The sequence below is a fragment of the Kribbella lupini genome (assembly GCF_039529595.1).
GTDB classification, from domain to species: Bacteria; Actinomycetota; Actinomycetes; order Propionibacteriales; family Kribbellaceae; genus Kribbella; species Kribbella lupini.
Genome location: NZ_BAAANC010000001.1, coordinates 1,535,809 through 1,560,422 on the forward strand (window position 1 = coordinate 1,535,809; position 24,614 = coordinate 1,560,422).

General features: G+C 69.9%; 29 protein-coding genes. 17 read left to right on the forward strand and 12 right to left on the reverse strand.

All coding sequences use genetic code 11. The features are described 5' to 3' along the window. Nucleotides 1-22: 22 nt before the first annotated feature. Nucleotides 23-340, reverse strand: a complete 318-nt coding sequence (locus ABD235_RS07005; protein ID WP_344171164.1) for a hypothetical protein — start codon at nucleotides 338-340, stop codon at nucleotides 23-25. A gap of 109 nt (nucleotides 341-449) precedes the next feature. Beyond that, complete coding sequence (locus ABD235_RS07010; RefSeq protein ID WP_425553091.1) at nucleotides 450-1,193, reverse strand: GAF and ANTAR domain-containing protein; 744 nt, start codon at nucleotides 1,191-1,193, stop codon at nucleotides 450-452. A 153-nt stretch (nucleotides 1,194-1,346) separates the two neighbouring features. On the opposite strand from ABD235_RS07010, the gene ABD235_RS07015 reads away from it, so the two are divergent. Continuing rightward, nucleotides 1,347-1,814: an SRPBCC family protein gene (locus tag ABD235_RS07015; RefSeq protein ID WP_344171166.1), complete on the forward strand. Its 468-nt coding sequence runs from the start codon at nucleotides 1,347-1,349 to the stop codon at nucleotides 1,812-1,814. Nucleotides 1,815-1,875: 61 nt separating this feature from the next. Further along, complete coding sequence (locus ABD235_RS07020; protein ID WP_344171168.1) at nucleotides 1,876-2,856, forward strand: serine hydrolase domain-containing protein; 981 nt, start codon at nucleotides 1,876-1,878, stop codon at nucleotides 2,854-2,856. Nucleotides 2,857-2,864: 8 nt separating this feature from the next. Here the strand turns inward: ABD235_RS07020 and ABD235_RS07025 are convergent, their stop codons facing one another. Continuing rightward, a complete protein-coding gene (locus tag ABD235_RS07025) occupies nucleotides 2,865-4,553 on the reverse strand; it encodes a glycoside hydrolase family 9 protein (RefSeq protein WP_344171170.1) in 1,689 nt (562 codons plus the stop codon). 75 nt (nucleotides 4,554-4,628) lie between these two features. Here ABD235_RS07025 and ABD235_RS07030 point away from each other — a divergent pair, with 75 nt between their 5' ends. Then, entirely contained in the window at nucleotides 4,629-5,141 is a 513-nt protein-coding gene (locus ABD235_RS07030) for a VOC family protein (RefSeq protein ID WP_344171172.1), read from the forward strand. Here ABD235_RS07030 and ABD235_RS07035 read toward each other — a convergent pair. Next, nucleotides 5,138-5,848 carry a DinB family protein gene (locus ABD235_RS07035; protein WP_344171174.1) on the reverse strand — a complete coding sequence of 237 codons (711 nt, stop codon included), beginning with the start codon at nucleotides 5,846-5,848 and terminating at the stop codon, nucleotides 5,138-5,140. The two genes, ABD235_RS07030 and ABD235_RS07035, sit on opposite strands and share 4 nt — an antisense overlap. A 63-nt stretch (nucleotides 5,849-5,911) precedes the next feature. Here ABD235_RS07035 and ABD235_RS07040 point away from each other — a divergent pair, with 63 nt between their 5' ends. Both ABD235_RS07040 and ABD235_RS07045 read left to right on the forward strand, forming a co-directional pair. After that, nucleotides 5,912-6,706, forward strand: coding sequence for a class I SAM-dependent methyltransferase (locus ABD235_RS07040; RefSeq protein ID WP_344171176.1), 795 nt, complete (start codon nucleotides 5,912-5,914; stop codon nucleotides 6,704-6,706). A gap of 46 nt (nucleotides 6,707-6,752) precedes the next feature. Next, nucleotides 6,753-7,517: an SDR family NAD(P)-dependent oxidoreductase gene (locus ABD235_RS07045; protein WP_344171178.1), complete on the forward strand. Its 765-nt coding sequence runs from the start codon at nucleotides 6,753-6,755 to the stop codon at nucleotides 7,515-7,517. On the opposite strand, the gene ABD235_RS07050 is transcribed toward ABD235_RS07045, so the two are convergent. Next, nucleotides 7,514-8,509 (reverse strand): polysaccharide deacetylase family protein, encoded by a 996-nt coding sequence (locus ABD235_RS07050; RefSeq protein WP_344171180.1) that lies wholly within the window; start codon nucleotides 8,507-8,509, stop codon nucleotides 7,514-7,516. The genes ABD235_RS07045 and ABD235_RS07050 overlap by 4 nt on opposite strands. After that, entirely contained in the window at nucleotides 8,506-9,456 is a 951-nt protein-coding gene (locus ABD235_RS07055; protein ID WP_344171182.1) for a hypothetical protein, read from the reverse strand. Before ABD235_RS07055 ends, ABD235_RS07050 begins: the two co-directional genes overlap by 4 nt. Before the next feature lie 181 nt (nucleotides 9,457-9,637). Between ABD235_RS07055 and ABD235_RS07060 the strand changes: the two genes are divergently transcribed. From ABD235_RS07060 to ABD235_RS07075, 4 genes are all read left to right on the forward strand, one after another. Then, nucleotides 9,638-10,183, forward strand: a complete 546-nt coding sequence (locus ABD235_RS07060) for a dihydrofolate reductase family protein (RefSeq protein WP_344171184.1) — start codon at nucleotides 9,638-9,640, stop codon at nucleotides 10,181-10,183. Between the two features lie 51 nt (nucleotides 10,184-10,234). Then, a complete protein-coding gene (locus ABD235_RS07065) occupies nucleotides 10,235-10,699 on the forward strand; it encodes a DUF2975 domain-containing protein (RefSeq protein ID WP_344173681.1) in 465 nt (154 codons plus the stop codon). After that, on the forward strand, nucleotides 10,699-10,905 hold the full coding sequence (locus tag ABD235_RS07070) for a helix-turn-helix domain-containing protein (protein WP_184794626.1): 207 nt from the start codon (nucleotides 10,699-10,701) through the stop codon (nucleotides 10,903-10,905). The genes ABD235_RS07065 and ABD235_RS07070 overlap by 1 nt, the downstream gene beginning before the upstream one ends. Before the next feature lie 65 nt (nucleotides 10,906-10,970). Next, nucleotides 10,971-11,264: a DUF4287 domain-containing protein gene (locus tag ABD235_RS07075; protein WP_344171186.1), complete on the forward strand. Its 294-nt coding sequence runs from the start codon at nucleotides 10,971-10,973 to the stop codon at nucleotides 11,262-11,264. Between the two features lie 26 nt (nucleotides 11,265-11,290). Here ABD235_RS07075 and ABD235_RS07080 read toward each other — a convergent pair whose 3' ends face one another. Beyond that, nucleotides 11,291-12,013, reverse strand: coding sequence for a LysR family substrate-binding domain-containing protein (locus ABD235_RS07080; protein WP_344171188.1), 723 nt, complete (start codon nucleotides 12,011-12,013; stop codon nucleotides 11,291-11,293). A gap of 58 nt (nucleotides 12,014-12,071) precedes the next feature. Here ABD235_RS07080 and ABD235_RS07085 point away from each other — a divergent pair, with 58 nt between their 5' ends. Further along, nucleotides 12,072-12,467, forward strand: coding sequence for a DUF5997 family protein (locus ABD235_RS07085; protein WP_344171190.1), 396 nt, complete (start codon nucleotides 12,072-12,074; stop codon nucleotides 12,465-12,467). A gap of 59 nt (nucleotides 12,468-12,526) precedes the next feature. Here the strand turns inward: ABD235_RS07085 and ABD235_RS07090 are convergent, their stop codons facing one another. After that, nucleotides 12,527-13,288, reverse strand: a complete 762-nt coding sequence (locus ABD235_RS07090) for a carbonic anhydrase family protein (RefSeq protein ID WP_344171192.1) — start codon at nucleotides 13,286-13,288, stop codon at nucleotides 12,527-12,529. Nucleotides 13,289-13,489: 201 nt separating this feature from the next. Between ABD235_RS07090 and ABD235_RS07095 the strand changes: the two genes are divergently transcribed. Together ABD235_RS07095 and ABD235_RS07100 are read left to right on the forward strand one after the other, a co-directional pair. After that, nucleotides 13,490-14,821, forward strand: coding sequence for a M20/M25/M40 family metallo-hydrolase (locus ABD235_RS07095; protein WP_344171194.1), 1,332 nt, complete (start codon nucleotides 13,490-13,492; stop codon nucleotides 14,819-14,821). A gap of 123 nt (nucleotides 14,822-14,944) precedes the next feature. Then, nucleotides 14,945-15,796, forward strand: coding sequence for an SDR family NAD(P)-dependent oxidoreductase (locus ABD235_RS07100; RefSeq protein ID WP_344171196.1), 852 nt, complete (start codon nucleotides 14,945-14,947; stop codon nucleotides 15,794-15,796). Nucleotides 15,797-16,125: 329 nt separating this feature from the next. On the opposite strand, the gene ABD235_RS07105 is transcribed toward ABD235_RS07100, so the two are convergent. Further along, a complete protein-coding gene (locus tag ABD235_RS07105; RefSeq protein WP_344171198.1) occupies nucleotides 16,126-16,995 on the reverse strand; it encodes a LysR family transcriptional regulator in 870 nt (289 codons plus the stop codon). A gap of 73 nt (nucleotides 16,996-17,068) precedes the next feature. Here ABD235_RS07105 and ABD235_RS07110 point away from each other — a divergent pair, with 73 nt between their 5' ends. The 3 genes from ABD235_RS07110 to ABD235_RS07120 all read left to right on the forward strand — a co-directional run bounded on the left by ABD235_RS07110 (nucleotide 17,069) and on the right by ABD235_RS07120 (nucleotide 20,046). Beyond that, a complete protein-coding gene (locus ABD235_RS07110; protein WP_344171200.1) occupies nucleotides 17,069-18,571 on the forward strand; it encodes an MFS transporter in 1,503 nt (500 codons plus the stop codon). Then, nucleotides 18,531-19,274, forward strand: coding sequence for an N-acetyltransferase (locus ABD235_RS07115; protein WP_344171202.1), 744 nt, complete (start codon nucleotides 18,531-18,533; stop codon nucleotides 19,272-19,274). The genes ABD235_RS07110 and ABD235_RS07115 overlap by 41 nt, the downstream gene beginning before the upstream one ends. Nucleotides 19,275-19,416: 142 nt before the next feature. Continuing rightward, on the forward strand, nucleotides 19,417-20,046 hold the full coding sequence (locus tag ABD235_RS07120) for a glyoxalase superfamily protein (protein WP_344171204.1): 630 nt from the start codon (nucleotides 19,417-19,419) through the stop codon (nucleotides 20,044-20,046). A gap of 340 nt (nucleotides 20,047-20,386) precedes the next feature. Here the strand turns inward: ABD235_RS07120 and ABD235_RS07125 are convergent, their stop codons facing one another. Together ABD235_RS07125 and ABD235_RS07130 are read right to left on the reverse strand one after the other, a co-directional pair. Further along, nucleotides 20,387-20,572 carry a DUF5703 family protein gene (locus ABD235_RS07125; RefSeq protein ID WP_344171206.1) on the reverse strand — a complete coding sequence of 62 codons (186 nt, stop codon included), beginning with the start codon at nucleotides 20,570-20,572 and terminating at the stop codon, nucleotides 20,387-20,389. Between the two features lie 28 nt (nucleotides 20,573-20,600). Further along, nucleotides 20,601-21,542: an aldo/keto reductase gene (locus ABD235_RS07130; RefSeq protein ID WP_344171208.1), complete on the reverse strand. Its 942-nt coding sequence runs from the start codon at nucleotides 21,540-21,542 to the stop codon at nucleotides 20,601-20,603. A gap of 51 nt (nucleotides 21,543-21,593) precedes the next feature. On the opposite strand from ABD235_RS07130, the gene ABD235_RS07135 reads away from it, so the two are divergent. Both ABD235_RS07135 and ABD235_RS07140 read left to right on the forward strand, forming a co-directional pair. Further along, nucleotides 21,594-22,652 (forward strand): LLM class F420-dependent oxidoreductase, encoded by a 1,059-nt coding sequence (locus tag ABD235_RS07135; protein WP_344171210.1) that lies wholly within the window; start codon nucleotides 21,594-21,596, stop codon nucleotides 22,650-22,652. Nucleotides 22,653-22,659: 7 nt separating this feature from the next. Next, complete coding sequence (locus tag ABD235_RS07140) at nucleotides 22,660-23,487, forward strand: undecaprenyl-diphosphate phosphatase (protein WP_344171212.1); 828 nt, start codon at nucleotides 22,660-22,662, stop codon at nucleotides 23,485-23,487. A gap of 104 nt (nucleotides 23,488-23,591) precedes the next feature. Here ABD235_RS07140 and corA read toward each other — a convergent pair whose 3' ends face one another. After that, nucleotides 23,592-24,575: a magnesium/cobalt transporter CorA gene (gene corA, locus ABD235_RS07145; RefSeq protein ID WP_344171214.1), complete on the reverse strand. Its 984-nt coding sequence runs from the start codon at nucleotides 24,573-24,575 to the stop codon at nucleotides 23,592-23,594. Nucleotides 24,576-24,614 lie beyond the last annotated feature (39 nt).

The following is a 24,614-nucleotide window of genomic DNA, read 5'->3' on the forward strand; positions in this document are numbered from 1 at the left end:
GTCCCCGGCCCGCGGCGACGGCTTACCGGCGATCGGTACGCCGGGGCTGCTGCTCGTGCACCGGGCCCGGACAGGGCTCCTCGCCGGCGGCGTCGGCGAGGTCGTAGGCGACCAGGGGACACCGCGTGCAGTAGAGCAGCCCGTCGTCGGGGTCCACGAGCAGGTCGTGGTTGCCGGTCGAGAACGGCACCGGGCACGCCGTGTCCGCGATTTCGTCGCGGTCTGCGAAGTGGGCGTCGCAGCGGATGCAGACCGGTCCGGCCGAGAACCGGCCCTCCGAGGTGACCCGGTGCAGATCGATCACCTGGTGACCGTTGATCTCGGCGTACGGATCCGTCACGGGCGTCGTCCTCCAGGGCTGGTCCGGTCTCGCCCTCCTAGGTGCCCACAGCAAGGTTGTCCTACGCATGTGGTCTATGTCAGATCGGTGACGGGTGGGCCGGGCCTCGTCACTGGGGCAGTTTACGGGTGTCGATCAGGTGCTGGGCGACGTCGCGCAACTTGGTGTTGGTGTCCTGGGAGTACCGCTTGAGGATCTCGAACGCCCGCGACTCGTCCAGGTCGAAGCGCTCCATCAGGATCCCCATCGCCTGGCCGACCAGTTTGCGGGCGTCGACCGCGGCCGTCATCGTCTCGCCGTCGCGCGCGGAGGCGACCGCGACCGACGCGTGCCGGGCCAGGATGTACGCGATCGCCTCGTCGTCGGCGGTGAAGGCGTCGGCGTGCACGGTGTACAGACTCAGGACGCCGATCAACTGCTCGGCGGCGCGCATCGGGACGTGCAGGACCGAGCCCACGCCGTACGACGTGAGCCGGGTGCTCCAGGCCGGCCAGCGCGTCTCGGCCGCGACGTCAGCGACGTACACGGTGGTGTCGCCGGTCAGCGCGGCGATGAGCGGACCTTCGGCGGCGTCGATCTGCTCCTGGTAGATCTGCGCCACCAGCGGGTCGGTGACCGCGCCGATCTCCCAGCCGTGGGGGCTGGTGAGCATCACCCCGGCGTACGTACAGGCCTCCGCCTGCAGGGCGAACTGCACGACGGCGTCCACCGTCTCGTCCACGCCGTCCGCGTCGTGCAGCTCCACGGCCAGCTGCGCGAAGACCGTCGCCAGCATCGGCTCCCGACCGTCGTGGTCGAGAGCCGCCTGCAGGACCTGCTTGTCGACAGCCGGGGCCGAGGCGTGCTCAGTCATGCCCATATGATGCACGGCCCCCGCGCGCGGGGGGCCATAGCTCGCGGATGATGGTCCCGAGTCGTTATCCGTTCGGCCGGCTGCTGTTTGCGGCGGTACGCGGTGGGTCACCGGGCGTCGTAGGAGACCTTCCCGACGGAGAGGACCGGTTCGATGGGTGACTACGAGGCGACGACCGTGGTGGACGTCGCGCCGAACGTGCTGTTCGACTACCTGTCCGACGTCGAGCGGCTGCCGGAGTACCTGCCCCAGATGACCGAGGCGCACCGCCTCGACGATCCGTCCCCGCAGTCGCAGGGCGCCGAGGCACGGCAGCCCGGCGAGGCCGTCCACGAGCGGGTCGAGGTGGCCGCGGTGGTGGACGGCGACGAGCGGGAGGTCCGCAGCGAGGCCGCGATCGACATCGTCGAGGAGGGCCGGAAGATCCGGTGGTCGGCTCCCGGGCCGCACGACTACCACGGTGAGCTGGAGGTCGACTTCGTCGCCGACGGCACCGCTCAGCTGACCGTCCGCCTGCACACCGAGCACGCGGAGGGGCCGTCCATCGACGAGGCCTTGGAGCGGACGCTCTCGGGGATCAAGGCGACGGTCGAGCGGCCGGACAAGCAACCGCGCGAATAGCCGGGCGTCTCGCGCGCTGATCATGCCACCGGCGGCCGTCTTGCCCGGGTAGCCTCCGGGCGTGGAGAAGCTGCAGAAGGTGCTGGACTCGCTGGTCTCCGACGGTGCGACCGGGGTGCTGCTGGACTGGCGGTCGCCTGAGGGGCGCTGGACCGGGGTCAGTGGGGTGGCCGAGCGGGCGAGTGGGCAGCCGGTCGACCCGGCCGGCTGGTTCCGCGCGGGCAGCATCACCAAGACGTTCACGGCCGTGGTCGTGCTGCAGTTGGTGGCGGAGGGACAGCTGCGGCTGGACGAGCCGGTGACGCAGTGGCTGCCGGGAGTTCCGGAGGATGTGACGCTGCGGCAGCTGCTCAACCACACGAGTGGCTTGTACAACTACACCGACGATCTGCCGGACACGGCGAAGCTGTACCAGGACCGGTACGACCACTGGGATCCGGCGGAGACGCTGGCGGGGGCCGTGGCCAAGCCCCGGGGGTCGGGCGACTGGGCCTACTCGAACACGAACTACGTCGCGCTGGGGCTGTTGATCGAGGCGGTGACCGGGCGGTCGTACGAGGACGAGGTCCGGTCACGGGTCCTGGAGCCGGTCGGGCTGACGCGGACGCTGCTGCCGGGCGACGACGTGGACCTGCCGGATCCGCAGCTGCACGCGTACCTGGAGGTCGAGGGGGAGTTGGTCGACCTCGCGCAGGCGAACGTCTCGCAGGCCTGGGCGGCCGGGCAACTGGTGTCGACGGCGGCGGATCTCAATCGGTTCTACGCCGCTGTGCTGGGTGGAGAGTTGCTGGGCGCGGACGAGTTGGTGGCGATGCTGACCGGCGTACCGAATGGCGACGGTACGGCGTACGGGTTGGGGATCGCGCACGAGACGCTGCCGGACGGGCGGGTGCTGTGGGGGCACACGGGCGGGATCTTCGGCTACCGGACGGTGAGCTACCACTCGCTCGACCTGTCGCACCAGGTGACGCTGGCGGTGGGTGGGGGCGGCGGGGGCGAGCCGGAGACGGGCCCTGTGCTGGCGGACCTTTTCGAGGGTTAGGCGCCGAGTCAGCGGGCTGACGCGACCGCCAGCAGGAACCAGCCGGTGTGCGGGATCCACTGTTCCGCCCAGCGCCAGCTGTCACCTTCGGGCGCGTCGTCGGGGAGGAAGGCGATGTCGTTCTCGTCGGACCAGCCCGCGGTGATGCCGTTGAGGATGCCGCCGGGAAGGTTGGGGAAGTCCGACGAGTAGTCGGCGTTGTTGCGGCCGCGGCCGTGCAGCATCGAGGTGTCGAACGGGTTGCGACCGGTGATCCAGGCGAGCTGGTCGTCGGCGAAGGCTCTCAGCTCGGACGCGCCGGTCTCGGCGATCCGGGCGCAGGCGTTGGCCGCTGCCGCGAGGGACGCGATGGCGGCGTTCTCGCCCTGCCACCAGTAGCCGGTCTCGTTGGCGTGGGGGAAGAAGAACGACTCCCGTGGTTTGTCGTTGGTCGGCTGGACAAGTGTGCGGGGGTAGCCGAACGGGTTCTGGACCGACGCGGTCCTGGTGAGGATGTCGTGCATGGCCTGGAGGGCGGTACGGCGGGCAGGGTCGGCTTCGGGGGTGTCGGGGAGGACCTCGGCGAAGCGGAGGAGGGCGAGAATCGGGAGGCCCGGTTCTGCCGCGTGGAAGAACGGGCGGTTCTGCTCGTCGGCGCGGAACCATCCGGGTTCGTTCGTGGGGCGGACGTACCGGCTGGTGAGAGAGGCGGCGCGGGTGCGGGCTGCCGCTACGGGCTGCGAGGCCCCGTCTGCGGCTGCAAGCTCGGTGGCGGCGAGCAGCGCTGTGTAGTCGTCGATGATCGACTCGGTGTGGTCGAAGAGGTAGTCGAGGTTGTGCTTCTCGAGATGCGCGAAGGCCTCACGGGCGGCGGTCAGGTACTCGGCGCGGGCGAAGTCGCCGTCGTCGTCGACCGTCGAGGCACGAGCCAGTGCGGCGATGGCCAGCCCGCCGCCTTGCCGGTACGCCGCCTGGTAGCGGCTGGTGCGGACGCAGTCCTGCAGCGGCGCGGTGATCACGCGTTCGTCGAGCTGCTTGGTGAGGGCGTCGAAGATGCCGGTGTAGAAGTAGCCGTCGGGGGAGCGGAAGCGGACCAGGAAGTCGGCGCCCCAGAGTGCCTCGTCGCGGAGTCTCGCGCCGAGGACCTTGGTCAACGCCGGCCCGAGCTGGTCGCGGGCGGCGAGCATCGCCCACGCGCAGAGCGGGATCTGCTGCGGGCTCATCGTCGACGTGTAGGTGAGGTGCGAGAGGAACTTGCTGGTGTCCCCGCTCGCGTCCAGCCAGCCGCCGCGCGCGTCGACCGTCGTACCGGAGTCGTCTCCCCACCGGCGTGCGGCGCGGTCCTTGCGGTCGATCTCGCCGCTGGAGCGCATCGCCTTGAAGTAGGCCAGGACGTCCGACATGGTCTGGCGCTGGAGCCGCTCGGGGGCGATGACGAAGGGCTCGGAGGTCAGCTCGTGGCCCGCGGCGGAGACCCGGACGAAATAGGTGCCTGGGGCAAGGGTTTCGGGCAGCGGGATCCGGCTGTACGGCCCGCCGGTCCAGCCCGGTACGTGTTCGACCGGTCCAGGAGTCAGGACTGCCGGCTCGCCCGGCCCGACGAGCTCGGCGGTGAGTGGACCCTCGGGAACGACCGCGATCACCGCTTTCGCGGCGCCGGCGCCGTACCCGAGGTGCGGGACCAGGATTCCCGGGGTCGTCTCGTCCCGCGCACGCATCCAGTGGCTCCTCGGTGTGTCGACATTGAGTGTTCAACTACTCTGGAGGCACGTGGCGACCAGGGAGTTGAGGGCATGGCGATCTTCAGGCTGAATCATGCGGTGCTGTACGTCGGGGATCTGGCGGCGAGTGTCGCGTTCTACCGCGACGTGCTCGGGTTCGGGTTCACCGAGATCGGCGACAGCTTCAAGGGTGGGGCGTTCCTGCGGGCGCCGGGGTCGACGAACGACCACGACCTCGGGCTGTTCGAGGTCGGGGCGCAGGCTGGCCCGTCGCAGGCGGGGCGGTCGACGGTCGGGCTGTACCACCTGGCGTGGGAGGTGGACACGCTCGGCGACCTCGTCGATCTGGAGCAGGCGCTGACGGCGGCCGGTGCGCTGGTGGGCAAGTCGGACCACGGGACGACCAAGTCGCTGTACGGCAAGGACCCGAACGGGCTGGAGTTCGAGATCGTCTGGATCATCCCGGCCGAGCTGCTCACCGATGCCGACCGCAACAAGTCGGGCGTCGCGCCGCTCGACCTGGCCGCCGAGGTGGACAAGTACGGGCGCGAGGCGCTGAGCGGGACGGGGATCTCGCGACCCTAGCCCTCCAGCACCGTCAGGTCGCGTTCGGCGTACTGGCGGTGCTCCCACTCCTCGATGAGGAGGATCCCCAGGCACTCCTTCAGCGGGAAGTCCTCGATGACCGGCCAGCCGGGCGCGGTCTGAGTGACGGTCGACGCGAGCTGCTCGTCGGTGAGTGACGCGATCACCTCGCGGACCATCGCCTGCCGCTCGGCCCTGAGCGCGAGCACCTCGTCGAGTGGCGGCCGGGCCTCGCGGTCCCAGGGGATGCCCGGCCAGCCGGGCGCCTCGTCCCAGGGCAGGTCGAGCGGGTGCCACGGCGACGGATCGCCGAGGATCATCCGCCCGACCCAGGCGTCGCTCGCGAAGCACAGGTGCCGCAGCGTCTGGACGAACGACCACTCCTCGCCGACGTTGCGGTGCAGGTCGGCCTCGGGGAACGTCTTCGCCCGCGCGACCGTCCCCGCCCACAGCCGCTCGAGGATCGCCCACGCCTCCCGGAACCCGTCGGCGTCCTCCGGCCGCATCTTCGCGCGCTCCGGCGTCCGGCGGTTGAGCTCGGCGTCGATCAGCGGCGCGATGTCGACCCCGTTCACGACCACGTTCTGGATGTCGCCGTGGACCTCCACGTCGCGCAGCTCCACGCCGTACAACTTGGTCCTGGACAGGCTGCCGCCGCGAACCTGCAGGTCACTGAACGCCATTTCACGCAGCACGGTCTCGTTCATGGGCCCACCTTAGATTTCTTACCGGACATTCCCCTTCCGCGAATCAGACCAGATGATGAGCGGATGGACCAGTACGCGGTGAACAAGGCGATCTGGGGCGCCGGCACGTGGGATGCGATCGCCACCCTGATCGCCTCCGTGGGACCCAAGCTGCTCGACGAGGTTCTGGTCGGACCAGGCGTCGACGTGCTCGACGTCGCGACCGGGTCGGGCAGCTCGATCGCGATCCCGGCGGCACAGCGCGGCGCGACCGTGGTCGGGTGCGACCTGATCGCGGAGAACTTCGTCGCCGGCCGGCGCCGGGCGGCCGAGGCGGGGGTGGAGGTGGAGTGGGTCGAGGCCGACGTGGAGGACCTGCCGTTCGAGGACGGACGGTTCGACCGGGTCTTCTCGACGTTCGGGCACATGTTCGCGCCGGATCACGCGAAAGCCGGTGCGGAGCTCGTGCGGGTCTGCAAGCCCGGCGGCACTATCGCGCTGGCGACCTGGCTGCCGACCGGGTACGCCGGGCGCCTGTTCGAGGTGGTCGGCCGGCATCTCCCGTCCGCGCCGTCCGGCCCGATGCCGAGTGCCTGGGGTGAGCCCGACCATGTCCGCGCGATGATGCCCGCCGTCGACTTCGCGTTCCGTCCCGACGTGGTGGTCCTGGCCGCTCCGACGGTCGAGGAGTTCGCCGCGTTCTACGCCGAGAACTTCGGCCCGCTGGTCCTCGCCCGGCAGGCCCTCGGTCCCGGCTGGGCGGCCCTGCACGACGACCTCCTTGCCTACGACAACGAGTGGAACACCGCCACCGACGGCACCCTCCGGATCCCGGCCGACTACCTGGTGTCGATCGGTACGACGTCCGCCCGCGGGTGACCGCATACTGTGCACAAGGGCTCGACTCGGCGAAGGAGTGGTGGACGTGGATCTCCAGCTGGAGGGCCTGCGGGCCCTGGTGACCGGCGGGACGAAGGGCATTGGCCGGGCGGTCGTTGAGGGGCTGGTCGCCGAGGGAGCGTCGGTCGCGTTCTGCGCGCGGACCGAGAGCGACGTGACCGCTGCTGTCGAGGAGCTGCAGGACGGCGGGGCGACGGTCGTCGGTACGGCGCTGGACATCGGGGACGGGCCGGCTCTGATCCAGTGGGTCAACGACAGCGCCGCCGAGCTGGGTGGGATCGACATCGTGGTGGCCAACGTCAGCGCGCTCGCGATCGGCATCGAGGGCGAGGAGCCCTGGAAGCAGAGCTTCGAGGTCGACCTGATGGGCACGGTCCGGATGGTCGACGCGGCGATGCCGTTCCTCGGCCGGAGCCAGGCGCCGTCGATCGTCACCGTGTCGAGCGTGTCCGCCCGCGAGATCGACTTCGCGGCCGGCCCGTACGGGACCTTCAAGGCCGCGATCGTGCACTACACCCAGGGGCTGGCCTTCCAGCTGGCCGGGAAGGGGATCCGCGCGAACACCGTCTCGCCGGGCAACACGTACTTCCCGGGCGGCGTCTGGGAGTCGGTCGAGAGCGGCAACCCGCAGCTGTTCGCCGACTCGCTCGCCCTCAACCCGACCGGCCGGATGGCCCGCCCCGAGGAGATCGCCCGCGGTGTCGTGTTCCTGGCCAGCCCCGCCGCCAGCTTCGTCAGCGGTACGAACCTGGTGATCGACGGGGCCTTGACCCGCGGCGTGCAGTTCTAGGGGGCCACCACCGTGCTGTTGTTGCTCGCGGCCACGAACTTCTGGCGCGGGGCCCGGGCCAGCTTGTCGAGCCAGTAGTCCATCAGCAGCTCGCCCTGCCCACCTTGGTACGAGCTGCAGCGGATCCGCGGGATCGCCATCGGGTCGAAGGTCTTGCCGTACGGCGAAGGGCACGGCCCGGCGCCGACCAGCAGCACGCCCTCGTTCCGGTACGCCGTACTGCCGCGTCCTCCCGCGGCGAGGACACGGCGGTCGCGCGGGTGGACGCCGAGCGGCAGCGCGATCGTCCGTGGCGGTGCGGCCGGGACGGCGGTGGTGACCATCGCGGCCAGGCGGCCGATCTCGCTCTCCGCCTCGGCTGCGCTGAGGTGGCGGAGGTTGGGGTGGTCCCAGGTGTGGTTGCCGAGCTCGCAGCCGGCGTCGTACAGGTATCTGAGGGCGCGGGGGATGTCACTGCCCTGCAGGCCGAACGGCGACTTGTTGAGGTAGAAGGACCCGACGGCGGGGAAGTCGGGGTAACGCGCCTGAAAGGCGAGCATGATGCCGAGGGCGGTGTCGGGGATGACGCGGCCGGCCTTGTCGAGGGCGAACTGGCCGGGCGTGCTGTCGTCGAACGTGAGCACCACCGGCGTCTTGCCCTCCGGTACGGCGGACAGGTCGCGGCGGACCAGGTCGATGGTGCGGATCGGGTGGTAGCCCTCGCGGTACAGGCGTTCGAGCTCGGCGCGGAAGAAGGCCGGCGTCATGTCGTACTCGCCGCTGACGTTCGGGGTCAGCCGGTGGTGCATGAGGACCGGGATCACGCCGAGCTCGCCGGGCGCGGGTGCGCGGCGGGTGACCGGCTTGGGCGCCTTCGGCGCCGGGGGCGTTGTCGGAGGGAGATGGTCGGCGCCGACGACCGGCGCCGCGTCCGGGACACCCGTGTCGTTGCAGCCGGCAACGACTGTGGTGGCGGCCAGGCCGAGGAACGCGCGGCGGGAGAGGCGGCTCATTCGTAGATCACCAGCTCGGGCCGCGGCCGCAGGGCGAGGACCTGGGCGGGCGTCATCAGCGGGCCGTGCCGGGTGTCCTCGACGTAGAAGAGCTTGAACGCCGTGTGCACGCCCTTCGGCAGCTTGGTGATCAGTCCGCGGTACGTCGCTTCCTTCGCACCGCGGGTGCCGATGCCGTCGACCGACTTGATCAGCGCGACGCCGGGGTGCGGGCGCAGGGCGGCTTCGCCTGCGACGATCTTCGCGGTCAGCTGGTGGAAGACGAACACCTTCTCCGGCAGGCGGTACTTGGTGGTCAGCGCGGACAGGTAGGCGCCGATCTCGTTCAGCTCGGCTCCCGACGTACGGCCGAAGACGCGGCCCGGGACCTGGCCGGGGCCGACCTGCCACTCGGGGTCGACGGCGAGGCCGACGTCCGGCTGGCGCAGCCACGGTTCGAGGCGGCGTACCTCGTCCAGCGGTTTGGCCTGGCCGGGCTGGACGTCGAGCATCAGCAGCATCTTGTACTTGCGCGCGACGGCCAGGTAGCGGTCGATCTGCTCCGGGTCGATCCGGCTGCGGTACTTGCCGTCGCTGCCGGCGGCGCCTTGCGCGGTGACGACGATCAGCTCCATCACCGGGAGGATCGTGCGGCCACCCCGGTACGACGTCGCGAGCTTCTCCAGCCGGCGGGCGCGCTCGTCGAGGTTGCTGTCCAGCGGCCCGAGTGCCGGCGCGCCCGGGGCGCCGACGAAGGCGACGAGCTGGTGGGTCGGGAACAGCGTCCGCCCACCGCGCGGCAGCTGCGGCAACGGCTTGGGTTTCGGCTTCGGCGGTTGCGGGGGAGCGGCCGGGGCACTCGGCCCCGGCTTCTTCGCCGTGCCGTTGGCGATATCGGCCTCGACGTCGGAACACCCGACCGCGAGCGAGAACAGCAGGAGCAACACCAGCACACGTCGTACAGCCACCAGGACACCCGATTCCCCAGAATCCGACGGGCAACGTGGCTGTACCCGAAGTCCAAACTAAGTGTGATCACACCAACGCACAACGTGACCACGCCGAGGCGATCCCTTTTCGTGACCGGCTTCGACAGGAGTGTGCAAGGAAAGGTGGTTACGGTCGGGGGATCGCGAGGAGGAGCTGACGATGAGATCACTGATCGTGTTCTGTTCCGTCACCGTCGACGGGTTCATGGCCGGGCCGGACAACGACCTGCGGTTCATGGTGGACGACGAGGAGCTGGAGACCACGCTGAACGGGGAGCTGATGCAGGCCGCGGACGCGATCGTGGTCGGGCGGAAGTCGTTCCCGGAGATGTCGGAGTACTGGACGTCGGCCGAGGGGGAGCTGGCGGACTGGATGAACGGCACGCCGAAGTACGTGCTGACCAGCGACGACTCGTACGACGTGAGCGGGTGGGGCAGCGCGACGCCGGCGGCGGGCGACGGGGTCGAGCAGGTCCGGAAGCTGAAGGCGAAGAAGGGCAAGAGCGTCGTCGTCTTCGGCGGCGTGGAGACCGTGCGGGCGCTCGTGGTCGCGGGGCTGGTCGACGAGTACTGGTTCAAGGTGCACCCGATCGTGGTCGGGCGGGGCCGGTCGATGTTCTTCGACGTGACGGACCGGACCGAGCTGAAGCTGCGCAGCGTGCGGTCGTTCCCGAGCGGCAGTCTGGGCGTCGTCTACACAGCGTGACGCGCGTCGATTGACAGTCGATAGGAAGGCGGTGATAGTCGAGCCGTGCAGATGATGGATCGGGTCGTGGTGCCGCTCAGGGTGTTTCTCGTGCTGCTGTTCGCGGGGCTGGTGTTCGCGCAGGTGGTGAGCCTGCCGGGACAGTTCGGGCAGCTGAAGGGCGACGGCGCCGACCTGCGCTGGCCGCTGACCGTCTTCTCGATCGTGGAGGTGGTCTGCGTCCAGGTGGTGATCGTGTGCATCTGGCGGCTGCTGACGCTGGTCAAGGCAGACCGGATCTTCAGCGAGAAGGCGTTCGGCTGGGTGAACGTGATCCTGTCCGCGATGGCGGCCGGCTGGGTGCTGCTGCTCGGGATGACGATCTACCTGTCGCTGCGCGCCGACGACCCGGGCCTGCCGATCCTGCTGATCGGACTCGTGCTGGCCGGCGGTGTCGTGCTGCTGCTGATGGTCGTGATGCGCGCCCTGCTGCGCCAGGCCACCACCCTGCAGACCGACATGGAGGCGGTGATCTGATGCCGATCGTGGTCCGGATCGACGTCGAGCTCGCCAAACGCAAGATGGGCGTCGGCGAGTTCGCGGAGCTCGTCGGCCTGACCCCCGCCAACGTCGCCGTCCTCAAGAACGGCCGCGCCAAGGCCGTCCGCTTCAGCACCCTCGAAGCGATGTGCCGGGTCCTGGACTGCCAGCCCGGAGATCTTCTGGAGTGGGTCGAGGACTGATGTCGATCTCGCGTCGGCTGGTTCGACGCAGGGGTGAGCAACGACATCGACGAGAGGTGTGGACCATGTCTTTTCAGGCGTACCTGGACAAGATCGAGGAGAAGACCGCGATGACCCCGCGGGCGCTGCTGGAGGTCGCCCGGGCCAAGGGGTTCGAGGGGCCGGACACGAAGATCGGCCCGCTGGCGGAGTGGCTGAAGGACGAGTACGGCGTGGGCCGCGGGCACGCGATGGCGATCCTGCACGTGATCAAGAACGGTCCGACGATCAGCGACAAGCACGTCGGCACGACCGGGGCGCACCGGGACGCGAGCACCGAGCTCTGGCTGGACGGCAAGGCGACCAACCCGATCTCCTGAGTTGTCAGGCGTTCGGCCCGGGGTCCCTAGCGCCGCGGTTTGCCTCGGCGCTTCTGCGGGGTGGGCTTGTTCGCCGGGGCCGCTTTCCTGGCCAACTTGTCGGCGGTCTTCTGGGCGGCGGTCCGCTTCTCCGCGCGCTGCGGCGTCCGGGTGCTGTTGACCGTCCGCCCGCGGACGATGCCGATGAACTGCTCCATCAGTTCGCTCGGCTCGCCCTCGGGCCAGGTCAGGACGACGCTCGACTCGGGCGCGTCGACGTACGGCCGGTACGTGAGGTCCTTGCGGTGGTGCAGGCGCGCCAGCGACTGCGGTACGACGAGCAGACCGACGCCCGCGGCCACCAGTTCGATCGCCTCGGCGGTCGTCGCGGGCACGATCGTTGCCGCCTCACCCGGTCGCTCGGTCCAGCTGAGCGTGTCGTCCTGCGGGTACAGGATGAACTCGTCGGACAGGTCGGCGGCCGTGACCTCCTCGGCCGCGGTCACCAGGTGGTCCTTCGGTACGACGACGACCGTGGTCTCGGTGTAGAGCGGGATCGCGCTCAGCCCGGTCCGGTCGATCGGCAGGCGGACCAGCCCGGCGTCCGCGCCACCCGCCCGGACGACGTCCGCGGCCTCGGCCGCGGTCACCGTGACGAGCGTCAGCGTGACCCGCGGCAGGCGCTCCTTCCAGATCCGCACCCACTTGGCCGGCGTGACGCCGGGCACGTACGCGAGCCGGAACGAAGCGGGGGTGTCGGGGTCGGTCACCGGGTCAGGCTATCCGCCGGTGGTCGGGGAGCCGGTCAACCCTCGATACCCTGGCGGTATGACGTCGCAGAAATCCCCTCAGACGATGAAGCCCGCGACTGCGGCGAAGAAGCTCGGTGTGCTGCTCGACCTGACCCCTGCCGAGTTCCAGGAAGGCGTCGTCTCGCGCGACGAGCTCAACGCCCTGCAGGCCGACCCGCCCGAGTGGCTGCGCGAACTTCGCCGTACCGGCCCGCACCCACGCCCGGTGGTCGCCGCCAAGCTCGGCGTGTCGATCTCCGGCCTCGCCCGCGCCGGCGTGATGGACCCGCTGACCACGGACGAGATCGAGGCCCTCAAGGAAGAGTTCCCGGAGTGGCTGCGCCGCGAGCGCAACACCCACGCCGAGGTGCAGCGCGAGGCCGCTGAGCTGAAGGCCGAGAAGTCGGAGAAGGCTCAGCGGACCCAGGCCTGATCCACTGGGCTGCGATTCCCGAGGCGGGCGGGCCTTTCAGCTCCGCCCGCGTCGGTTCGTCAGTGCTGCGGGCGGTACTTGACCGTGCGGCCGTTCAGCGGCTGCACGGCGCGGCTGTCGCCGTCGGGGAAGCGGCTCTGGAAGTGGTTCAGCGAGGCCGGGAGGATCGCGCGGTGGTGCGCGAGCACCAGCCAGGAGACCGGCTCGGAGTACGGCGCGGTGGTCAGCGAACCGTCGTACCGGTACGTCGAGAGATCCTGCGGCAGTGCCGATGCGAGGTTCACGGTGCCGAGGTCGACGTCGTCGTCGCACTCTTCCGGGACCGTCGCCAGCACCTTGTCCTGCAGGGTGCCGCCGTGCCCGCCCGTGGTGATGAAGAGCGCGACGACCAGCTTTTCGCCGTTCGGGCCGTTGTGCACGAAGTGCTGCTCGAGCGCGTACTGGTGGCCGTTGAGCCGGTGCTCGGAACGGGTGTGGAAGTGGAAGTTCACCAGGTCGTAGCGCACCCCGCCGACCGTCACGTGAGCCGCACCGGCCGGGATCTCGGCGAGGATCGTCTCCTCCGCGGTCCGGTGCTCGCACCCGCCGGGCTGACCGGCGTCGCGGCTCTCGTACCGGATCTTCAGGGCGAGCGAGGTCGGATAGTGGACGTGCAGCGCCGGCAGCCCCGGGCTGAGTGCCGCGTGCCCGGTCCGGATGTCGATCGGGCTCTGGTGCGGGGTCTGCGCGGACGCGCTGGTGAGCAGAGAGGGCGACGCCAGGACGGCGGCGGTCGCGGGAACGCCGAGCAGCAGGGCGCGACGGGACACAGGCAGGGACACGGGAACTCCGGATTCGGGCGGGAACAGGAACCGGCCCGGTCCTCAACCGGGCCGTCTCGCAGTCTGCGCGCGGCGTAGGGCCGTCGGCACGGAGAGTGCGGGAAGACGGCGAGTTTTCGCCCGGACGGGAACAGCACCGGGACTTCTCGCCAGGGGAAGGTCGGCTGAGTGGCTGCGCCGGCGGTGGGGGAGGATGGGGGCATGACTTCTTCGTCTGCTTCGGACAGCACGTCGTACCGGCCGGAGGCTGAGGTGGTGGACCTGTGCAGTGAGTTGATCAGGTTCGACACCACGAACTACGGGAACGGGAAGAGCAACGGGGAGCGCGGGGCCGCTGAGTACGTCGCGGCGAAGCTCGACGAGGTGGGGATCGAGTCGACGATCTACGAGTCGGAGCCTGGGCGGGCGACGTTGGTGGCGCACTGGGAGGGGGAGGACCAGTCGGCGGATCCGTTGCTCGTGCACGGGCATCTGGACGTCGTACCGGCTGATCCGAAGGACTGGAAGGTCGACCCGTTCGCGGGGGAGATCTTCGACGGGTGCGTGTGGGGACGCGGCGCAGTCGACATGAAGGACTTCGACGCGATGGTGCTGTCGGTGGTCCGGGCGCGGCAGCGCGCCGGGGTCAAGCCGCGGCGGCCGGTGCGGCTGGTCTTCACGGCGGACGAGGAGGCCGGCGGCCTGTACGGCGCGCAGTGGCTGATCAACAACCACCCGGAGACCGTGGCGGACTGCACCGAGGGGATCGGTGAGGTCGGCGGGTTCTCGATCACCGTGCAGGACGACCTGCGGCTGTACCTGATCGAGACGGCCGAGAAGGGCATGAACTGGATGCGGCTCAAGGCCCGCGGGACCGCGGGCCACGGGTCGATGGTGAACGACGACAACGCGGTCACCGAACTGGCCCGCGCGGTGACGCGGATCGGCGAGCACGAGTGGCCGCTGCGTCTGACGCCTACCGTTCGGGAGTTTCTCAAGACGCTGGAGGACTTGCTCGGGACCGAGCTGGACCCGGAGGACCGGTCGGGGGTTCTGTCCAAGCTCGGCACGTTCAGCCGGATGTTCGGCGCCACGATCCGCAACACGGCCAACCCGACGATGCTGAACGCCGGCTACAAGGTGAACGTGATCCCGGGCGACGCCGAGGCGCACATCGACGGGCGGTTCCTGCCCGGGTACGAGGACGAGTTCTTCGCGACCATCGACGAGCTGCTGGGCGACAAGATCCAGCGCGAGACGGTGATCGAGGACATCGCGCTGGAGACCGAGTTCAGCGGCGGCCTGGTCGAGGCGATGAAGTCCTGCCTGGCCGCCGAGGACCCGCAGTCCCGCACGGCCCCGCTGCTGATGTCCGGCGGGACGGATGCGAAGTCGTGGTCGCGCCTGGGGATCCGGTGCTTCGGCTTCGTGCCGCTGCAGCTGCCGCCGGACCTGGATTTCATGGGGATGTTCCACGGGATCGACGAGCGCGTGCCGACGGCGTCGCTGGAGTTCGGCTCGCGAGTGCTGGACCGGTTCCTCTCGGAGGCCTGAGTACGGCGGGTCAGTCGGCCGTCCAAGGAAGTCTGTGACGCTCCTCACCGCCCGCTGACGTCACAGGGATCGGGTGGGCGACATCTTGTGGTCGAACGTGTCAACGACCCAAGGAGAGCAGCAATGAGCAAGGTCTGGTTCATCACCGGTTCGAGTCGCGGTCTCGGGCGCGAGTTCGTCGAGGCCGCGCTGTCGCGCGGCGACAAGGTCGCCGCGACCGCCCGGAGCACCGCGAGCCTCGAGGACCTCGTCGTCAAGTACGGCGACTCGGTACTTCCGCTCGCGATGGACGTCACCGACAAGGTCGCCGTCTTCGAGTCCGTCAACCGTGCCAAGGACCACTTCGGCCAGCTCGACGTCATCGTCAACAACGCCGGCTACGCGCAGGTCGGGGCCGTCGAGGAACTGACCGAGCAGCAGTTGCGCGACCAGATGGAGACCAACTTCTTCGGGGCGTTCTGGGTCGTCCAGGCCGCACTTCCGCACCTGCGCGAGCAGGGCTCCGGTCACATCTTCCAGCTGTCCTCGATCGCCGGAGTCATCGCGATGCCGCTGGGCAGCGCGTACCACGCCTCCAAGTGGGCCCTCGAGGGCTTCAACGAGGCTCTGGCCGGGGAGGTCGCACCCTTCGGCATCAAGGTCACCATCATCGAGCCGGGCGGGTACGCCACCCGGGGTGGCAAGAACCCTGACCCGTTGAACAACGGCTTCCTTGCCGAACCCAACCCGGCCTACGACCCGCTGCGCGAGCGGCTCGCCGCTGCCGTCGGCAAGCAGCCGGCCGGCGACCCGGCCGCCGCCGCCCAGGTCCTGCTCGAGCTGGCCGACTCCGCCAACCCGCCGGTGCGCATCCTGTTCGGTCAAGGCTTCCAGGCACTGCTGGAGAAGGTGTACGCCGATCGCCTGCAGAACTGGACCGACACCCAGGAGATCTCCCGCCGGGCGCAGGGCGAGCCGGCGACCGACGCCGGCTGACGCAGCAGGCAGCGTCCGACCCCCATCGGGGTCGAAATCAACCTAGGGCAGACGGCGTTGACGGTGACGCCGTCTGCCCGATGTCTTGGGCGAGGTGCCGAGTCGTCCCAAGCAGGCCGGCCGTCGCGGCGGTGCAGTGGGGCCGGCGTGCGCCCGATCCCATCGACCGAACCAGTCGGACGGCTGAGTCGACGGATCGCCGGCGGGACCTCGTTGACCCGTCGGCTGGGTTCAGCCGCTGCGGTGATGGGCCGTGCGCACTGCGGATCTGTGTGGCAGGCGCCTCCAGTACAGGCGACGAATCCTCGAATGGAGCGGCTTGGTTGGCGTTAGCGGGTGAGGCTGAGGGCCGATCTCAGCTTCGGGAGAAGTCGGGTGAGGGGCGTCGGTGGGGTGGTTCGGGTGACGGCCGAGAGGGTGAGGCGGTAGTGGAAAGGGGCTGGGAGCAAGCGTTCGCCGGGGTGGAGCTCGGCGGCGAGGGCGCTGCGGGGGATCAGGGCCAGGTGGGTGCGGCGGCGGGCCATGGCGATGGAGGTGGCGAGGGTGACGCCTCGGCGTGGGGTTGCGCCGAGGGCGATCAGGCGGGTGCGGAGGTCATCGGCGCCGCGGTCGTAGGTGGAGAACGGGATCGGGCGGTTCTTCAGGGGCTGCTTGCCGCGGGCCGGAGGTTCGGCGTCGGCGGGGGCGAACAGGACGAGTTCGTCGCGGCCGACGGTGCGGGCGATGGTGCCGCGGGGGAGGACCATCTGGTCGGCGATCGCGATGAAGGCGGCGTCCATGGTGCCTTCGGCAACCTTTTCGACGAGGTGGTGGCCGTGGTCGACGTGCTGCTCGAGGTCGACGTCGGGGAGCTCGGCGTCGAGGACCGGGAACAGGATCGGCGCGAGGCTGGCGAAGGTGCCGACGACCAGGCGAGTGCCGGTCGCCGCGGCGCGAGTGGCGTCGTACACCTCGTCAAGATGGCCGAGGATGTGCTCGGCGCGGCGGGCGAGCTCGAGGCCGGCGGGGGTCGGGCGTGCGCCGCGGGTGTCGCGGTCGAAGAGCTTGACGGCGCAGGCGCGTTCGAGGCGCGCCAGGCGTTGTGAGGCTGAGGGTTGGGAGATCCGTAGCTCGCGGGCGGCTGACCCGACCGAGCCGGTTCGCTGGATGGTGAGGACCAGGCGGAGGTCGTCGACCGACGGGCTGGGTGATGAGGCCATAGGGCCAGACTATGGTCGGAGGTCAACGGCTGCCGACTACCTCCAGGCTGTTGGCGCGACCAGGATCGACGGTATGAGTGTCGAGCGGCTGCTGCAGTCGATCAAGCTCGGCGTCGTCGGGCTCGCGACACCCGCGTCCCGGCGGTGCCATAGCTGGTCCGCGCGATCAAGAACCGCGACGACGGTGGCGAGGACTTCACCAACCGGCTACTCACCTTCGAGTTCGTCGTGCTCGGGCGGTGCCCGCCGCGACGCCGTCGTACTGCTGGCCGGTGGTGCGGCCGCGGACTTCGCGTTCCGGATCGCGCAGATCGCGCTGCCGCTCGTCGTACTGCAGTCCACCGGGTCGGTCGCCGCGACGGGGTTGGCCGGGGGTGCGGCGGGGATTCCGGTGATTCTGTCGCCGTGGTGGGCTCGGCAGGCGCGGCAGTGGGTCGACTCGGGGCCTCGGCTCGCGGTCGTTGCGGCGGTGTCGGCGGTGGCACTGGCGATCGTGCCGGCGTCTGCGGCGTACGGCATGTTGCGGCCGTGGGTGCTGATGGTGAGTGGGCTGCTGCTCGGGTGTGGGGACGCGTTGTCCTCGCCGGGGCGGTCGGCGCTGCTGGCTGATACGGGGGACCGGCTGGGTGCGGATCGGGCGGTGCTGCTGCTCACCTGGCAGGACGGACTTCGGCGGATCGGGATGCTGGTGGGGCCGTCGATAGGAGCTGTGGCGGTGGCTGCTGGGCTGACGAACACGGTGCTGTGGATCGAGGCCGTTGTCGTGGTGGCGGCCGGCGGGCTGGCTGCGACGGTGAAGGGCGAGCGGATTGGGCCGGGTGTGCCGCCTCGAGGGAGCCTTCGCCGCCGGGACGCGCCGGCCGTTGGCGCAGCTCGCGCTGACGATGGACGGGTGTCGGTTGCCGCCGAGCGGGAGCAGGCGCCGAGCATTCGGGCGAGTCTGCGGGGGCGGGAGGACGTGCTGTACGGGTGGATCGCGCGGGGGACCGGGTGCTTCACCTGGTTCGCGTTCACGCTCGGGTTGTCGGTGATCGGCGCGGAGCGCGGGCGGCCGGGGGTTTACCTGGCGGCGGGGATGAGCGGGTACGGCGCGGGGGCGTTGCTGGGCACGGTGGTGTCGCTGGCCGTCGTACGGCGGCTTCCGCCGGTCCCGTTGGCTTCGGTCGCGTGGACGGCCATGGGGTTGTGCTGGGTCGGCATGGGGGTGTGGACGACGCCGGCGGCGGTCGCCGTACTCGGTGCGCTGTCGGGCGTGACGGTCGTGCTGGGGATCGCGGCGATCTCGATCCTGATCACCAGGTCGTCGTACGGCGCCGAACGGCGGGCGCTGCTGTCGGGGCAGAGCGTGGTGGTGAGCGCGAGCAGTTCGGCGGGGTTGCTCGTGGGCGGGCCGATCCTCGCCGTGGCCGGGGGCGAGAACACGCTGATCGGCGCGGGCCTGCTGACGAGCGCTGTCGCGCTCGGCGTTCTCGTCGTACGCCGGGCGCCAGGAAATGCGGTGCTCGGCGGGCTTGATGAGTGCCACACTGCGAGGCATGGCGGAGATCGTGATCACCACAATGGCGGAACGGCCTGAGGTCACGCCGTACCTGGGCGATTTCTGGAACGTCTGGCCCCGGTTCATGCTGAACGACCTGATCGCGGACGCGCTGCTGTGGCGGGCCACGGCGGACTTCGCCGACCAGTGCCTGATCGCGACCGAGAACGGCGAGCTGGTCGCGCACGCGCGCAGCATCGCGTTCGCGTTCGGCGACGCCGAGGACCGGATGGAGCTCCCACCAGGCGGCTGGGACCAGGTAGTGCAGTGGGGCTGCCAGGACCTCGACCGCGGGCGCCCGACGAACGTGTCGAGCGCGCTGGAAATCATGATCAAGCCGAGCCACATGGGCCGCGGGCTGTCGTACGACATGCTCGCGGCGATGAAGGCCGCAGCCAAGGCGAAGGGCCACACCACCCTCTACGCACCGGTGCGACCGAACGGTAAGCCCGACCCGGCGGTGCCGATGGTCGACTACATCGAGCAGGTCCGCGACGACGGGCTCCCGGTAGATCCCTGGCTGCGGGTGCACGTTCGGGCCAGCGGAAAGATCATCCAGGTGGCACCGCGATCGATGGTCATCGCGGGCACGCTGGCCGAGTGGCGGGAGTGGACCGGCCTACCGTTCGACCGAACGGGCCCGGTGCTGGTCCCGAAGGCGCTGGCACCGGTGATGTGCGATGTGGAGCACGACCACGCGGTGTACGTCGAGCCGAATGTGTGGGTTCGGCACGACCTCTGACGGGCGAATCGTGCTGCCTGGGGGCCGATTCGCCGTGATAATCTCAGGCTTGCAGGCGCGGGTTCAATCCCGGTCGTAGGGCGCAGCGGCGTACAGCCGAAAGGGCAAGGCCCACCTACTTCATCACCGAAGAGGGAGCGCCATGCCCAAGCTCGAAACCTACAAGAAGCAGGCGAAACTGCTCGTTCGCTGGCACCGCGAGGGGAACTTCTCGATCGGCGGCCGCATTCGGCAGCTCGCGCGCTACCGCACGTTGTCCGACCGCGAAGCACTCGCGCTGAAGTTTCCCCTCACCGAAGCTCAAGAGATCATCGCCCTCGAAGCCGGCTTCGCCAACTGGGCCGAACTCAAGGCGCGCACGGAAGCGGCCCGGCCCACCAGCGCGCAGCCGGAGACTCGGGACACGGTAGTCACGAGCGCCAGACCGGTGCTGTACGTCGCGGACGTCGATGCCTCGGCCACGTTCTACCGGGACCAGCTCGGCTTCCGGATCGACTTCTTGCACGGAAACCCGCCGTTCTACGGATCGGTCACGCGCGACGGTGCGACCTTGCACCTGAAGTTCGTTCACGAGCCGGTGTTCGCGGCCGGTGTTCCGGAACGAGAAGGGCTCATCATGGCCTTCGTCGAGACGGCCAGCGTCCGCGAGCTTTACGCGGAGTATCAGGCTGTCGACGCCGAGATCGTCCAGAAGCTGAGCAAACAGGCTTGGGGCGGTACCGACTTCATCGTGCGCGACCCGGACGGCAACGCGATCGCGTTCGTCGGCTGAGGCTCGACGGGTGGGCGTGCGTACGACGGCCAGCGCCTGTGTGCGGCAAGAGCGCCGGCGAGGCTGGGCTCAGCGGAGCTGCGCGATCACCGCAGAGGGCAGCTGACGGCCGCGCGCGTGGCAGTGGCCGGGCAACTCCGGCGGTAGCCGGGTACTCCGGCGCAAGCCGGTGCGCAAGGCGATAAGCCCGTACTCCCGGCGCCAGCCGGAAAATGCCGGCGATAAGCCGGCAACCTCGCCGGCGCCAAGCCGGAGGGTGGGCGGGAGCGGGCGTAGCGGTCGTCCGGAGGAGCGTAGCGACGGAGGTCGACCGCGTAGCGCGCGTGGGATGAAAATGTACTCAGAGCGTGCGCATGACCTTGATGATTCGGCGGCGGAGCCAGACTCTCCGGGTGCCGTCGGGGTAGCGGCGGAGCCGGGCCAGTTCCCAGCCGCCGTACTCGGCGTGTTCGGTGAGCAGGCGGCGGACCGCGCCGCGGGTTTCTGTTCGGGACAACTCGAACTGCTGCAGTTCGTACTCGGCCATCCGCACCTCCGTCACTTCAGGCGTTACCTCACGACACATCCTCCAGCGCGGCCGCGATGGCCGGCGGGAGGGTGAGCTCTTCGGTTCCCAGCACCGACTTCAACTGCATCGCCGTCCGGGCGCCGACGATCGCCGCCGTCACGCCCGGGCGGTCCCGGACCCAGGTCAGGGCGACCTCCAGCGGGCTCCAGCCGAGCCCGTCGGCGGCCCGGGCCACCGCTTCCACGATGCCCGAACCGCGGCCGTCCAGGTAGGGGTCGACGAATCTGGACAGATGCTGAGACGCTGCCCGCGAGTCCGCCGGGATGCCGGTGCGGTACTTCCCAGTCAACACGCCCCGTCCAAGCGGCGACCACGCCAGTACGCCGATGCCGAGGCCGCCGGCCGCGCGGATCGCGTCCGCCTCGGCGTCGCGGGCGAGCAGCGAGTATTCGACCTGGTTCGAGACCGGTACGGCGCGGCCGGGCCAGGCCTGCTGCCAGGTGACGGCGCGGGCCGACTTCCAGCCGACGTAGTTCGACACCCCGACGTAGCGGACCTTGCCGGAGTTGACCGCGTGGTCGAGCGCCGACAGCGTCTCCTCGAGCGGGACGTCGTCGGACCAGGTGTGCAGCTGCCACAGGTCGATGTGGTCGACGTTGAGCCGCCGCAGCGACCCCTCCAAGTCCCGGAGCAGCGCGCCGCGCGAGGTGTCGGTGATCCGTTCGCCGCGGCGCACGCTGAACCCGGCCTTGGTCGCGATGACCAGGTCGTCGCGGTCCACGACGTCGCCGAGGAGGGTGCCGATCAGGCGTTCGCTGTCACCGTCCCCGTACGCCGCCGCGGTGTCGATCAGGGTCCCGCCCGCCGCCACGAAGGCGGCGAGCTGTTCACGGGCCTCGTGCTCGTCGGTGTCCCGGCCCCAGGACATCGTGCCCAGACCGAGCCGGCTCACCGCCAGACCACTGTGACCGAGATAGCGCTGCTGCATACACCGAGCCTATTGCGGACGACGTGGAACGGCTCGTTAGGCTCGCCTGTCATGCGACTCGGACTCAACATCGGCTTCGTCCTTGGTGGCGACGACCACCTCGACCATCTCAGGCTGGTGAAGGAGGCCGAGCAGCTCGGGTTCTCGGTCACCTGGGCCGCGGAGGCGTACGGTTCGGACGCCGTCACGCTGCTGACCTGGATCGCCGCGCAGACCTCGACCATCGACGTCGGGGCCGGCGTGCTGCAGATCCCGGCCCGGACCCCGGCGATGACCGCGATGACCGCGGCGACCCTGGACCGGCTGTCCGGCGGCCGGTTCCGGCTCGGGCTCGGCGTGTCCGGCCCGCAGGTGTCCGAGGGCTGGCACGGCGTCCGGTTCGGCAAGCCGCTGGAGCGGACCCGCGAGTACGTCGAGATCGTGAACGCCGCGCTGCGCCGCGAGACGATCGCGTACGACGGCAAACACTTCACGCTGCCGCTCCCCGACGGTCCGGGCAAGGCGCTGAAGCTGTCCACCCGGCCGCTGCGTGACCACGTGCCGGTGTACCTTGCGGCGGTCGGGCCGAAGAACCTCGAACTGGCCGGCGAGATCGCCGACGGCTGGCTCGGCATCCTGAACGACCCCGCTTATCTGGGAGAACAGTTGAACCACATCCGGACGGGCCGCGAGCAGCGCGAGCCCGGCCTCGGCCTGGACGGTTTCGACGTGGTCGCGACCGTGCCGGTGATGACCGGCGACGACCTGCAGGCCGCCGCCGACCCGATCCGCGGCTACACCGCGCTGTACGTCGGCGGCATGGGCAGCCGGGAGAAGAACTTCTACAACCAGCTGGCCGTCCGGATGGGCTACGCCGACGCGGCCAAGGAGGTCCAGGACCTGTACCTGGCCAAGAAGCACCGCGAGGCGATGGCCGCCGTACCGTTCGGCTTCATCGACGCGATCTCGCTGCTCGGTGACAAGGCGCGGATGGCCGACAAGCTCACCGCGTACGCCGAGGCGGGCGCGACGACGCTCACGCTGACCCCGTTCGCCTCCACCGTGGACGAGCGGATCGCCGCCCTGCGCACGGTCTCCGAGGCGCTCGAGCTCGCCGGGATCGGTGACTGACCTCCCCATGACGATTTGGGACGCCATCATCCTCGGCATCGTCGAGGGCCTCACCGAGTTCCTGCCGGTCTCCAGCACCGGCCACCTCACCATCGCCTCGAAGATGCTCGGTCAGCAGATCGACGATCCGGCCATCACGGCCTTCACCGCGGTGATCCAGTTCGGCGCGATCGCGGCGGTCGTGCTGTTCATGTGGAAGGACATCAGGACGTACGCCGTCGCCTGGTTCAAGGGTCTGCGGCACCCGGAGTACCGCGGCGAGTTCGACCACCGGATGGGCTGGTTCGTGATCGTCGGCTCGCTGCCGATCTGCATCGTGGGCTTCCTGGCCAAGAACATCATCTCCGGCCCGCTGCGCAGCATGTGGTGGGTGGCCGGGTCGCTGATCGTGTGGTCGTTCTTCATGGTCGCGGCGGAGCGCCTGGGCAGCAAAGCCCGGCCGCTGACCCGGATCACGCTGCTCGACGCGATCGTGATGGGCCTCGTCCAGTGCCTGGCGCTGATCCCCGGGGTGTCCCGGTCGGGCGCCACCATCACCGCCGGTCTGTTCCGCGGCCTGGACCGGGTCGCGGCCACCAAGATGGCCTTCCTGCTCGGCATCCCGGCGCTGGTCGGCGCCGCGGTGTTCCAGTTGCCGGAGGCCCTGACCGGCGACGTCGGCGTCGTCCCCGTGGTCGTCGGCACGGTCGTCAGCTTCATCGTCGGGTACGCGTCGGTGGCCTGGCTGATCAAGTTCGTCGCCAAGCACACCACCGAGGTGTTCGCGTTCTACCGGATCCTGCTCGGCATCGTGATCCTGATCCTGCTGGCCACCAGCACGATCACGGCCACCTGAGCGAACCGGTCTCGGGACTGTGAACACCAACCGGGGACCTCGGACACGTTATTTGGTGTCCGAGGTCCCCGGGTGGTGTCCGAGGTCCCGGAAGCGGGCCGGGGTCAGAGCCAGCCGGCGCGGCGGAAGCCGGCGTACATGGTGGCGCAGACGACGACCATGAACGCCACGCAGGCGTAGTAGCCGTAGTACCAGCGCAGCTCGGGCATGTTGTGGAAGTTCATCCCGTAGATGCCGGCGATCATCGTCGGCGCGGCGGCGATCGCGACCCAGGCCGAGATCCGGCGCATGTCGTCGTTCTGCTGGACCGAGACGCGGGCCAAGTGCGCGTTCAGCGCCGAGCTGAGCAGCGTGTCGAGCGCGTCGGTCTGGTCGGAGACGCGGATCACGTGGTCGGCGACGTCGCGGAAGAACGGCGCCGCCTCCTTGCTGATCAGCGGGACGGAACCGTGCGCGAAGGCCTCCATCGGGTCGCGCAGCGGGCCGATCGCGCGGCGCATCTCCAGCACCTCGCGCTTGAGCAGGTAGATCCGCTCGGCGTCGCTGGTGCGCTCGGGGGAGAAGACCGAGCTCTCCACCTCGTCGACGTCGATCTCGACCTGCTCGGCGACCGACTCGTAGCCGTCGACGACCGAGTCGCAGATCGCCCACAGGACGGCGGCCGGGCCGTGGCCGAGGACCGAGGCGCGCTCCTCCAGGTCCTGCCGGGCGGTGGTCAGCGGCGCGCCCTCGCCGTGCCGGACGGTGACGACGTACCGCGGCCCGACGAACACGCTGACCTGGCCGGTCTCGACCGCGTCGCCCTGGTCGACGTACCAGAGTGTGCGCAGTACGACGACCACCGAGTCGCCGAAGCGCTCGACCTTGGGCCGCTGGTGGGCCTTGAGCGCGTCCTCGACGGCCAGCGGGTGCAGGCCGAACAGCTTCTGCACCCGGCCCAGTTCCTGCTCGGTCGGTTCGTGCAGGCCGACCCAGCCGAAGCTCCGGCCGTCGTCGCCGATCGCCTGCGCCACGGTCTCCGGGTCGGCGGGCAGGTCCTTGCGCTCGCCCTCGGCGTACACCCCGCAGTCCACGATCACGACACCCATCATGGCATCGGGGGCTTGTCCGACCGGATAACGTGCGGT